This window comes from Meiothermus rufus DSM 22234 (assembly GCF_000423425.1).
Taxonomy (GTDB): Bacteria; Deinococcota; Deinococci; order Deinococcales; family Thermaceae; genus Meiothermus; species Meiothermus rufus.
Genome location: NZ_AUHY01000028.1, coordinates 24,193 through 35,520, shown reverse-complemented (window position 1 = coordinate 35,520; position 11,328 = coordinate 24,193). Strand labels below are relative to the sequence as shown.

General features: G+C 59.7%; 9 protein-coding genes. 4 read left to right on the top strand and 5 right to left on the bottom strand.

From position 1 onward, the window contains the following. A partial coding sequence (locus G552_RS14930) for a helix-turn-helix domain-containing protein (RefSeq protein ID WP_169447877.1) occupies positions 1-237 on the bottom strand: 237 nt, incomplete at its 3' end. Between the two features lie 141 nt (positions 238-378). Here G552_RS14930 and G552_RS0106780 point away from each other — a divergent pair. The 3 genes from G552_RS0106780 (at position 379) to G552_RS0106770 (ending at position 3,693) form a co-directional block, all read left to right on the top strand. Then, positions 379-1,008: a hypothetical protein gene (locus G552_RS0106780; RefSeq protein ID WP_027882350.1), complete on the top strand. Its 630-nt coding sequence runs from the start codon at positions 379-381 to the stop codon at positions 1,006-1,008. A gap of 12 nt (positions 1,009-1,020) precedes the next feature. Further along, entirely contained in the window at positions 1,021-2,847 is a 1,827-nt protein-coding gene (locus G552_RS0106775) for a proline-rich domain-containing protein (protein WP_027882349.1), read from the top strand. 75 nt (positions 2,848-2,922) lie between these two features. Beyond that, positions 2,923-3,693, top strand: coding sequence for a sugar phosphate isomerase/epimerase family protein (locus G552_RS0106770; RefSeq protein WP_027882348.1), 771 nt, complete (start codon positions 2,923-2,925; stop codon positions 3,691-3,693). Here the strand turns inward: G552_RS0106770 and pyk are convergent. The 4 genes from pyk to dnaA all read right to left on the bottom strand — a co-directional run bounded on the left by pyk (position 3,690) and on the right by dnaA (position 9,290). Continuing rightward, a complete protein-coding gene (gene pyk / locus G552_RS0106765) occupies positions 3,690-5,114 on the bottom strand; it encodes a pyruvate kinase (RefSeq protein ID WP_027882347.1) in 1,425 nt (474 codons plus the stop codon). The two genes, G552_RS0106770 and pyk, sit on opposite strands and share 4 nt — an antisense overlap. A gap of 7 nt (positions 5,115-5,121) precedes the next feature. Beyond that, a complete protein-coding gene (eno, locus tag G552_RS0106760; RefSeq protein ID WP_027882346.1) occupies positions 5,122-6,396 on the bottom strand; it encodes a phosphopyruvate hydratase in 1,275 nt (424 codons plus the stop codon). Positions 6,397-6,473: 77 nt separating this feature from the next. Further along, positions 6,474-7,562 carry a DNA polymerase III subunit beta gene (dnaN, locus tag G552_RS0106755; protein WP_027882345.1) on the bottom strand — a complete coding sequence of 363 codons (1,089 nt, stop codon included), beginning with the start codon at positions 7,560-7,562 and terminating at the stop codon, positions 6,474-6,476. 408 nt (positions 7,563-7,970) lie between these two features. Beyond that, entirely contained in the window at positions 7,971-9,290 is a 1,320-nt protein-coding gene (gene dnaA / locus G552_RS0106750; RefSeq protein ID WP_027882344.1) for a chromosomal replication initiator protein DnaA, read from the bottom strand. 160 nt (positions 9,291-9,450) lie between these two features. Between dnaA and mnmG the strand changes: the two genes are divergently transcribed. After that, positions 9,451-11,253 carry a tRNA uridine-5-carboxymethylaminomethyl(34) synthesis enzyme MnmG gene (mnmG, locus tag G552_RS0106745; RefSeq protein ID WP_027882343.1) on the top strand — a complete coding sequence of 601 codons (1,803 nt, stop codon included), beginning with the start codon at positions 9,451-9,453 and terminating at the stop codon, positions 11,251-11,253. The last annotated feature ends 75 nt before the right edge of the window (positions 11,254-11,328 follow it).

Genomic DNA, 11,328 nt, shown 5'->3' with positions numbered 1-11,328 from the left:
GAGTCCGGCCAGGCCCTTTTCTTTTAGGGCTTTTTTCCAGCGGTGGTAGGTGGCCCGGCTGATCCCGACCAGGTCCTGGATCTCCTTCCAGCTCTTTTTACTTTCACGCAGGGCTTTGACCAGTCGGAGCTTGCGCAGACGTTCCTTGACCTCTGGGTCGCCTGCTTTGGCCTCGGCCAGCCTCTGTGCTTGTCTAGCGCCTTGCCATATCTCTCGGCCAACGGTGGTAAACTGCACCTGGGGAACCTCCTTTCTTGGTTGGTTCCCCTCTTTTTATCCCAGCTTAGAGTCTCACATGTGTTTGTCCGGGTTCAGGGCCTCTCTATAATCTCGGAAAGGCCCCGTACACGGGCCCCAGTTCACCCTCGGAGGACGCGTTTGAGCGAAACGGAGCGAAAGATTATCGAGGCCCTCTCCCAGGTGGTCTCCCCCCAGGCGGCACAAAACTTGCTCCGGCGGGCCCTGGGGGGAAGAGCCTCTGGCTCGTTGCAGCCACACGACTGGGTAGAACTCCTGCACGGCCCCCTCCAGCACGAGCTTTCCGCCATACTTCCCCTCAAGGGGCTCCCCCCCTCTTTGCAGAGCCTGGCACAGCAGCTAGCAGCCCAAGCCTCCAGTGTGGCGATAGCGCTCGAGCCTACCCTCGAGGCCACCGACTCAAGGGAGTATGTTGATCTGCAAAAAGCCTCGGAGCGCCAGGCCCTGGTGCTGGGGCTGGCCCGGAGCGAGGGAGTGCTCGCAGTGGTGCTAGAGTGTGTCGGTGGGAAAGAATACCTTCTGGGAGGGCACGGCAACGACTTACCCCGCTTACTTTCCACGGTACACCGGTTACTTGACCATAGGGGCCGTTACCGGGTGTTTTACACTGTGTTCAGGGAAGCGCAGCTGGTACTCCGCCCACTGGAGCGTGGCTATCTGGCTGTGCTCACGCGTGACGAGGCCAACCTGGGGCAGTTGTTGTACCGTATGAGCCGGATTGAAGCCATCCCGAACGGAGCCGAGCAGTAGGAGGTTATGTCAATGAAGCGTTGGTTTGCCGTTTTCGCCCTAATGAGCCTGGCCTGGGCTGCCCCGGTCATGACCTTGTACGACCAGCTTGCGCCTACCTTGGACCAGGTGCGCACGCTGCAAAACAACAACCCCGCCCGAGCCTTAGAGCTGCTGGCCAAGGCCGAAGATGATTTCCGCAAGGGGGCCGGCGACCTAGCCCCGGTGTTGCGTGATGGGGTGCTGCAGTCGCTGGCCGATGCGCGCCAAGCCTTAGCCCGTCGTAGCAGCGCTGACCTCGAGGCCCGCGTTCAGATTGTCAAGGCCATTCTGGGCAAGGCTCTTTACGATAACTATTTCAGCGCCCTCGCTGCCGGCAACAATGCCGACGCCAACCAACTGCTGCCTAGGGTGCTTTCGGCTGCCGCTCTACCCAACAGCCTGCAGGCCCAGGCCCAAACCCTGGCCGCAGCCAACAACCTGGATGGGCTACGCAACCTCTTTGAGCGTACCTTCGCTCAAGGGATTACCAACGCACTAAGGCGGGCCCAGGCCCAAACCAGCGCGGTACAGGCCTACCTCGAGACCACCCGGGCCTACGCGCTCTATCTGATCGTACAGGACTCGCCCCGCGCCCGGGGGTTGAGCGCCAAAGGCTTTATAGACGCACTTAGCAAACTCTCCAGCGGCAACCTAAACGCCTTCAAAAACGACCTGCAGGGCCTAATCAACCAAGCCCAAAACTTCCTTCAGGCTGCCGCGAGCCCACAAAGCCAACGAAGTAACCCCAGCACGGCCCAAAACCCCCCCACTTCTGGGGGGGTTCGCCTACAGGCCCCCCGCACCCCTCCTGCACCCGTCGAGGTAGCCCCCACCAGGGCTACCCAGCCCCCTACCCCTCTGCCCCGCCCTGTCCAAGTGACCCCCCCCCCTCCTGCCAACGACCCCTACCAACAGCTGCTGGGGGATCTGCGCTTCCTGGTGAAGGACCCTCGTAAGGCCGAGCAGATTGCCGATGTGCTTACTGGAGCAGGCATCTACAGCATCGACGACTGGAAGCGGGCCTTGCTCGAGGTGCGCGGGCGGCTGCTGGAGGCCCAGGCCCAGGCCCAGAGCGGGCAGAGCGAGGCCGCCCAGCGCACCTTGGCCCAGGTTAGCGCCCGCTACAAAAGCGCCATCCAACCGCTGATCGAAGCCCTCCGGCCTGAACTAGCCCAACGCACCAGCCGGGTCTTTGCGCTAGCTGAGAACGCGGTAGGGCTGCGCACCAGCGACTTCAATGTGCTCTCGGGGGAGTTGCTCGAAAACAGCCTGGCCCTCGAGGGCAAAAGCCTAGGCGGCTTCCATGCCGCCCAGGTCTGGCTCTTGCAAACCATCCTGGGCATTCCCCGGGCTTTTCTATTCATCCTGGCCGGCATGCTGGCCTTCTTCCCCCTCTACCTGATTAACCTCACCTTTGGCGGACGCAACCTGTACTGGCGCTTCCTGGGGCTGGCCTTCTTTTTCCTGCTGCTCCCGGCCATGATGGAAGGCCTTTCCTACATCGGCTCCATCCTGTCCGACCCCCGCTACGGACGGCTGGCCTTCTTCGGCTTTCTGACTCACCTTTCCATCCAACAAAACCTGGTGGCCCAGTTGTTCTGGGGCCTCACGGTCTTCCTGGTAATCCTTTTTGCCACCATTGGGCTGCGCGGTATTGCTGCCCAGTTTGGCTTGTTGCAGACCCAGCGTACCCTGCTGCGGCAAGGCCCTAGCGTCTCGCAGTCTGCAGCCGCAGCAGGGGCTACGGGCCTGGCCAGCAGCAAGCCCCACCCTGGCCTAACCAGCGAGACCACCGTAGAGTGGGACGAGGAGTTCTAAGCCTCCTAGAGCAACTTTCCGCTATGTAACGCCAGGCCCTTTTGTGCCCTGCGGTATAATCGGGCCGCCCTCTTTATGAAACTGGGTTTCAGCCCCCTAACCGCCGGCCTGAGCTACCGCCAGGCCCTCGATTTAGCCGCAGAACTAGGCCTTTTTCTAGAAATCGCCTATGACCAACACGAGATGGACCCCCGGCTGCCTGGGGCCAAGGAACTGGCCGAGATGGGCCAGGCGGCTGGGGTAGGCTTCAGCCTGCATCTGCCCTTTGTAGATTGGAACATCGCCTCGCTGGTGCCTGCTGTACAGCGGCTTTCCCTCGAGCGAACCCAACGAGCCCTCTGGTTTGGAGCCGAGATTGGCGCTGTCTGCGGCGTATTGCATACCGGCTTGGTGCCTCTCCGGCTACCCGAGGCGGTGGCCCATGCCCATCAACAGCTCCACCAGGCCCTCGAGCGGCTAGAGCTGGCCATCCCGGTGGCCCTAGAAAACCTGGGCTTGGGCACGGACGACTTACTAGAACAGCCTACCGAGCTAAAAGCCCTGCTGGAGGCCCACCCGCGCTACAGCTACTGCCTAGATGTAGGCCATGCCCTAATCCAGCGCGGCCCAAAGGGCCCCCAGGAGTACCACCACCTGCTCCAACACCGCCTCATCCACTTCCACCTGCACGATAACTACGGTCAGAAAGACGAGCATCTGCCTTGCGGTACAGGGGCAGTGGACTGGGCCTGGGTACGGGGGGTGTTGGGGGAATTCGCGGGAAGTGCGGCCCTCGAGGTCACCGGTGGGGCCGAAGGGGTGCGGCGAAGCGTCGCTTTTCTGCTAGACGGAGCAGGGCTGCCCTAGCTCACCCGCTCCACCCGGATCATGTTGGTGGTACCCCGCACCCCAAAGGGCACTCCGGCAGCGATCACCACATACTCCCCCACCTCGGCCAGTCCCGCCTCCTTGGCCTTGGCCACCGCAATCTGCACCATGTCATCGGTGTCTTTAGGGTCCGGGGCCAGCATGGGCAACACATCCGAGACCAAGGCCAGTTGGTTACAGACAAAATGATTGGGGGTTAAGGCCAGAATCGGTACCGGGGGCCGGGTGCGGGCCACCCGACGGGCAGCCCCCCCAGTAGCAGTGAACACTACTACCGCCTTGGCCCCGGTGGACTCCACCACGTCGTCCACCGCCCGGGCGATGGCATCCTGCACAGTACGGGTGGCGGGGGGCCGCAAGGCGTTAAGGCGGTCCTTGTACTCCTGGGTGGCTTCGATGGTTCTGGCCACCCGAGCCATAAAGGAGACCGCCTCCACCGGATACTGCCCCGTGGCGGTCTCCGCCGAGAGCATGATGGCATCGGTTCCGTCGAAGATGGCATTGGCCACGTCGGAGGCCTCGGCCCGGGTAGGGCTGGGGTTCTTAATCATGGACTCCAGCATCTGCGTAGCCGTCACCACCGCCTTACCGGCCTGCACCGACTTTAGAATCAGGCGTTTTTGCACCGCTGGTACCTCTTCCAAGGGCATCTCTACCCCTAGGTCACCCCGGGCCACCATTACGCCATCGGCCTCTTCTAGAATTTCGTCAAAGCGGGCCACCGCACTGGGTTTTTCGATCTTGGCCATCAAGCGGGCCCGGGAGTTATGGCGGCTCAGGTAGTGGCGGGCCAGCAGCAGGTCATCGCGGCTGCGCACAAAGCTCATGGCCACCCAGTCCACCTCGAGCTCAGCCCCGAGGGCCAGGTCGTCGATATCCTTATCGGTCAGGGCCGGAATGGAAAGGTCGGCCCCGGGGATATTAATCCCCTTGTTGTTGGAAAGCCGCCCACCCACCAACACCGTGGTGTGGATATCGTTGAGGCGAACCTCGTCCACCCGCAGGCGGATGTTTCCATCGTCCAAAAGGAGAATCTGGCCCGGCTCCACGTCGTTGGGCAGGCCGCGGTAGGTGGTGGAAACCCGGTTCTCATCCCCCTCAATGGGTTCTGCGGTAATGGTGAAGCGCTGTCCTGTTTTTAGCTCCACCGCCCCCTCACGAAAGCGGCCACAGCGAATCTTGGGGCCTTGCAGGTCTTGCAAGATAGCCACGGTGCGGTCTAGCGCAGCCGCGGCTTCGCGGATCATATGCGCCGATTGGCGGTGATCCTCGGGCCCCCCATGGGAAAAGTTAAGGCGGAAGACATCCACCCCAGCCTCGATCAGGGCCCGAACCATCTCGGGTGAACGTGAGGCGGGTCCCAGGGTGGCCACGATTTTGGTTCGCTTGGAAAGTCCCATAGTAGAGTTACCTCTGGAAGGCCCCAAAACCCCAAAAGCGCGCGGCTGCCCCTAGCTCTTCCTCGATGCGCAAAAGCTGGTTGTACTTGGCTAGCCGATCGGAACGGCTAGCCGAGCCGGTCTTGATCTGCCCTGCGTTCACCGCGACCGCCAGATCGGCAATGGTGCTGTCTTCGGTCTCGCCCGAGCGATGGGAGAGAATGGTGGTGTAGCCGCTGCGGTGGGCTAGCCGGATGGCCTCCAAGGTCTCGCTAAGAGTGCCAATCTGGTTGACTTTGACCAGGATAGAGTTGGCCACCCCTTGCTCGATGCCCCGTTGGAGGATAGCGGGGTTGGTCACAAAGAGGTCATCCCCTACCAGCTGTACTCGCTGGCCCAGCCGCTCGGTCAGGAGTTTCCAGGTGTCCCAGTCATCCTCAGCTAAACCATCCTCGATGGAAACAATGGGGTACTGGTTCACCCAGTTCTCCCAGTAGGCCACCATCTCCGGCCCCGAAAGGGACTTGCCGTCGGCCTCGAGCACATACTTCCCCTGGTGGTAAAACTCCGAGCTAGCTGGATCGAGTGCCAAGGCAATCTCCTGGCCCGGTTTGTAGCCGGCTTTCTCGATGGCCAAGAGAAGCACCTCCACCGCCTCCTCGTTGGACTTCAAGTCAGGGGCAAACCCACCTTCGTCCCCCACATTGGTGTTGTACCCTTTGGCCTTCAGTACCGCTTTGAGGGCATGGAAGGTCTCCACCCCGGCCCGCAGGGCCTCGCTGAAACTAGGCAGGCCTCCTGGCACCAGCATGAACTCCTGAAAATCCACGTTGTTGTCTGCATGCTTACCCCCGTTGATCACGTTCATCAGGGGCACCGGCAGGGTCACCCCCTGTACCCCACCCAAGTAGCGGTACAACGGCAACCCCAAAGCCGCGGCAGCCGCATGGGCCGTAGCTAGCGAAACAGCCAGAATGGCATTGGCTCCTAGGTTGGCTTTATTCTCGCTGCCGTCCAGCTCCAGCAAAGCACGGTCGATGGCCTCCTGGTTAAGCGCATCCAGACCCACCACCTCTTCCGCAATACGCTCGTTGATAGCCGCTACCGCTCGCAGCACCCCCTTCCCACCAAAGCGAGGACCCCCATCGCGTAGCTCCACGGCCTCGTGAGCCCCGGTAGAAGCCCCAGAGGGCACCATAGCCCGCCCCCGGGCCCCCGACTCGAGCACCACCTCGGCCTCCACGGTGGGGTTACCCCGAGAGTCAAGCACTTCACGCCCTTTGACTTCAACGATTGTGGTCATAGCAACGGCCTCCTTACTGGAAACGCTTCTATCCTCACCAAACCGCTCTTAGCTTACACGGTTGCCCCAGAAATACCTCAAACCCGCAGCGGCACCACCACCGCCAGATACCCCGCATCCTCCACCGCCTGCAACACGCTGGGGCTGGTAGAACCGGAAAGTTTTATACGCACCGCCCCTTCGATGGGGGTCAGGGCATCGATGAGATACTGCGCGTTGTAGGCCACCATCAGCTGTGGTTCACCCGAGGCCTCGATGATCAGCTCTTCCCTGCCCCGGCCATAATCGCCTTCCGCGTCGATGTCTAGCTTGCCGGCGTTGAACAGTAGGTTGACCCGGTGGTTGTTGCGGTCAGAAAGCACCGCTACCCGCTTGAGGCTCTCGCGCAGGGCCTCGGCGGGGAGGGTGGCCTCCAACACGAAGTTTTGGGGAATAACACGGTTGTAGTCAGGAAACTCCCCCTCCATTAGCTTGACCGACATACGTACCGACTCCCCTACGAGGGTAAGGGTACCCTCTCCCACGGCTAGGGCTATTTCCCCTGGGGCGTCCTTGAAAACCCGCACAATCTCGTCGGCGCTTTTGGCAGGGATCACCAGCTTGCGGGTCTCGAGCGGCATGGGTAGGTCGTAGCGGGCCAGGCGGAAGCCATCCGAAGCCACTGAACGCAACCCACTGGGGGACATTTCCAGCTGCACCCCCCGAAAGATGGCTCGGTATTCTTCGTTGCTTGCGGCGTAGCGCACCCGAGTGATGGCCTGAGCTAGCCCTGTAGCGGAGATTTTCTCCCCTCTAGGCTGGCCAAAGGAAAGCTCAGGATAGCCATCTGGGTTGGTGGTGGCCAGTTGAGTGTTAAAAGCCCCTGAGTGAAGCTCGAGGCGCGAACCTTCCCCCGCAAAGATGAGCTCGATGAGCTCGCCAGGTGCGCTGCGAACTATCTGGGAAAAGGTTTGGGCTGGCAGCAAAACCTGACCCTGGCCTTGAACCTCGGCGGGCAGCCTGACCTCGATATCTACTTCACCATTGGTACCCCGCAAAACTAGACCCTGCTCGGAAAGCCCAATGGGAAGATAGCTCAGGATGGGATTGGAGCTACGGCTGGGAATAATCCGTTCAAGGATGGAAAGCCCGTCAGCAAGGGTACGTTTGGGGATACGAACTTCCACACTGGCCTCCGTGCTGGGCAAATCGCCCCCTAGCCCAGATATTCTAACAGCCAGCGTAGCCCGCTGTAAGCCCGTGGCACGTATCACACCTTTTTCGTTGTTTTTTTGCAGTGGCCTTTTTAAATTACGACTCCTAAAAAAATTTTAAAGATTAGTAGTAGTAGTAGTAGGGGCTGTGGATATGTGGATAAGGGGCCTGAAATCCCATAAGTATCGAATTGGGCTTGTGGATAAAAGGTGGGGAAAACTGTGGAAAACCTGTGGATAAGTTGTGGATAAAGAGAGAGGTTATCCACAAGCCTGGCCAGAAGGCATTTATCCACAAGTCTATCCACAGGGTTATCCACAGATTATCCACAGAGTTATCCACAGGGCCATACCAGCTATCCACAGCTCTGCGCGGCCCAGCTAGTGTAAGCGTTCTTGGATGCTTTTGAGGGCTTGCCGTAAAGCGTTGTCGCTTTCTAGACTCTCTTGTATTTTTTGAATGGCGTAAAGCACAGTGGTGTGATCTCGCCCATCGAAGAATTGCCCGATCTCTGGCAAGGAGGCATGGGTCATTTCCCGAATCAGGTACATGGCGATCTGGCGGGGAATAACAACCTCCTTACGCCGACCTGCTCCGCGAAGCTCTTCAACCCTAAGGCCATAGTGATCGGCCACAGCTTTGAGAATCTCTTCGGCAGACAGACTACTCTCACTAGCCGAGAAGATATCGGAAAGAGCCTTGGCCGCAACCGTTTTGCTTAGCTGCACGCCGTTGAGCGAAGCGTAGGCAATCACCCGCATCAAGGCCCCCTCGAGCTCGCGGATGTTGGAGGTAATTTGGCGGGCAATATATTCCAGAACCTCCTCAGGAACCCGCATGTTGCGGTACTCGGAGTTCATCTTAAGGATGGCCACCCGGGTCTCGAGGTCAGGGGGTTGGATATCGGTAATCAGACCCCACTCAAAGCGGCTGCGCAAACGGGCCTCTAGGGTGAGGATGTCTTTGGGAGGACGGTCTGAGGAGAGGATAATCTGCTTGCGAGCCTCATAGAGGGCATTGAAGGTGTGAAAAAACTCCTCCTGAGTGCGTTCCTTGCCAGCGATAAACTGAATGTCGTCTACCAGGAGCAGATCCACTGAGCGGTAGCGGTCGCGGAACTCGGTCATTCGGTCTTCCCGGATGGCGTTGATGAGTTCGTTGGTGAAGGTTTCCGTGGAGACGTACTCGATTTTCTTGTCGGGGAAGCGTTGAGCGACCGAGTGGCCTACAGCGTGCATCAGGTGGGTTTTGCCCAGACCCACGCCCCCGTAGATGAACAGGGGGTTGTAGGCATTCCCAGGTGACTCGGCCACGGCCACCGCGGCGGCATGAGCCATGTTGTTGTTCGGGCCTACCACGAAGTTTTCAAAGATGTATTTGGGGTTTAGCCGAGAGCGGGGTTCCTGAACACTGCTCTGGGAAGAAGCAGAAAAAATATCCTCTTGAACGGGCTTTCCTGGTACTACTTTGAGTTCAAAGCGAGGGGTCTGGGCTCCTAAGCGAGTCAAGGCCTCGGTGAGCAGCTCGGCATAGTGATCCTCAATCCAACCCTTGAAAAAGGAGGTGGGCACGCCGAGCTCGAGGGAGCCATTCACCACGCCCAGGGGTTGAATTTTCTCAAACCAGGTGTGGTATTCCACCTCGGTAATATTTTGCCGCACATACTCGAGTACATTTTGCCAAACGGTGTTCTGGGTCAAGGTTAGCCCTCCAGAGTAGTGGGCCTATTCTACTGAAGTTATCCACAGGCTGAAAATGCCCCTGTGGATAATGTCGCACGGAAGCCAAAAATACAGGCCAATGGCTGCAACAATCCTCAGGGGAGCCATCTGCTAGAATGCAGGGCTGGGGGTTGGAAAGATGAAGGGCTACGACGTGGTAGTGGTTGGTGGGGGGCATGCTGGGATTGAGGCCGCTTGGGCTGTAGCCCAGCTAGGGGCCAAGGTAGGCCTGGTGACGACCAACCCAGAGCGAATCGGGCTGATGCCTTGTAACCCGGCGGTGGGTGGCCCTGGGAAGAGCCAGTTGGTGGCAGAGATTGCGGCCTTGGGTGGTTTGATGGGCCGTTTGGCTGATGCTACGGCTATCCACACCCGGGTGCTCAACCGCTCTAAAGGCCCGGCTGTACAGAGCCTGCGGGTACAGGTGGATCGGGATGCCTATGCCTTGGAGGCTCAGCGGGTGTTGCTGGCCCACCCAAATATTGAGAGTGTGCGCGCCGAGGTTAAGGCCCTTTGGCTGGAAGAAGGCCAGTTATGTGGGGTGGAAACGGTGGATGGGCGGAGGATAGCCGCTCGATCGGTGGTGGTGGCTAGCGGCACCTTCCTGCAGGGCGTGGTCTGGTACGGGCGGCGCTCTAGGGCAGCAGGGCGGCAGGGAGAGCCCCCAGCCCGGTTTTTGTCGGAGAGTTTGCGTGCGGTGGGCCATACCCTGCGCCGCTTCAAGACTGGTACGCCTCCCCGTATCCAGGCAGAATCCGTAGATTACAGCCGGCTGGAGGTGGTACCCGCCGACGACCCCCCGGAGAGTTTTTCCGGAACTCCTGGCCCACACGCTACTGCCCGTCCTACCTGGCAGACCCGCACCACTGAAGCCACCCACCGCCTCATCCAGGAAAACCTACATCTATCGCCCTTATATGGAGGGGACATCGAAGGAATAGGGCCTCGCTACTGCCCCTCTATTGAGGACAAGGTCGTTCGTTTTGCCGATAAAGACACCCATTTGCTCTTTGTTGAGCCGGATGGGTTGTATACCACCGAACTTTACTTACAAGGGTTCAGTTCCTCCCTGCCCCCGGAGCTGCAGGTGCAGATGGTGCAGACCCTACCTGGTTTTGAGCGCGCAGTAATCCAGCGCTACGCCTACGCGGTGGAGTACGATGCGGTGGATCCCACAGAGCTTACCTTGGGCCTGCAATCGCGTAAGCTGGCCGGCTTGTTCACAGCCGGCCAGCTCAATGGAACCTCGGGATATGAGGAAGCGGCGGCTCAAGGCTTGTTGGCAGGGGTAAATGCCGCGCGGTATGCTCTGGGTCTGCCTGAGGTGTATCTGCCGCGCGAGTCTGGGTACATTGGGGTGATGGTGGATGATCTGGTACATCGGGGTGTGGATGAACCCTACCGTATGATGACCTCGAGGGTGGAGCTGCGTCTGCTTTGTAGGGCCGACAACGCCGACGAGCGCCTAGTACCGCTGGCCGTGGCCTGGGGGCTTCGCCCGCCCCGGGATTTACAGGAGACCCAGGCCAAGTATGCCCGAATCCAGGAGGAACTAAACCGCCTAGGGAAGGTGCGGGTGGAAGGGGTGTCGGCTTTGCAGTATCTACGCCGGCCCGAGGTGAGCTACGCCCAGGTAGTGCAGCGTATCCCCCCTGCGTCTGTGGTGCTCAGTCCGGCAGAAGCCTACCAGGTGGAGGTGCGGGCTAAGTATGCCGGCTACATGGAGCGACAGGCGCGGCTGCGGGAGAGGTTAAGGGAGCTCGAGGCCTACCTTCTGCCTTCCCGCCTTGACTACAACAAAGTACCGAGTCTTTCTAAGGAAGCCATAGAAAAACTTAGCCGAAGCCACCCCCGCTCGGTGGCCGAGGCCTCGAGGATACCAGGGATTCGCGACTCGGACATAACAGCGCTGCTGGTCTACCTCGCTAAAATTCCAGCCTAAGGTTTTACGGAAAACATGACGGTGAAACAAGGAGATAAATCACGGAAGTTGTTTCACCGAGAGGTTTATCGTGAA

Excerpts from the sequence above, each read along its gene's own strand:
- G552_RS0106770 (WP_027882348.1), top strand. The coding sequence starts at position 2,923 with ATGAAACTGGGTTTCAGCCCCCTAACCGCCGGCCTGAGCTACCGCCAG.
- pyk (WP_027882347.1), bottom strand. The coding sequence starts at position 5,114 with ATGGGACTTTCCAAGCGAACCAAAATCGTGGCCACCCTGGGACCCGCC.
- G552_RS0106775 (WP_027882349.1), top strand. The coding sequence starts at position 1,021 with ATGAAGCGTTGGTTTGCCGTTTTCGCCCTAATGAGCCTGGCCTGGGCT.
- eno (WP_027882346.1), bottom strand. The coding sequence starts at position 6,396 with ATGACCACAATCGTTGAAGTCAAAGGGCGTGAAGTGCTTGACTCTCGG.
- mnmG (WP_027882343.1), top strand. The coding sequence starts at position 9,451 with ATGAAGGGCTACGACGTGGTAGTGGTTGGTGGGGGGCATGCTGGGATT.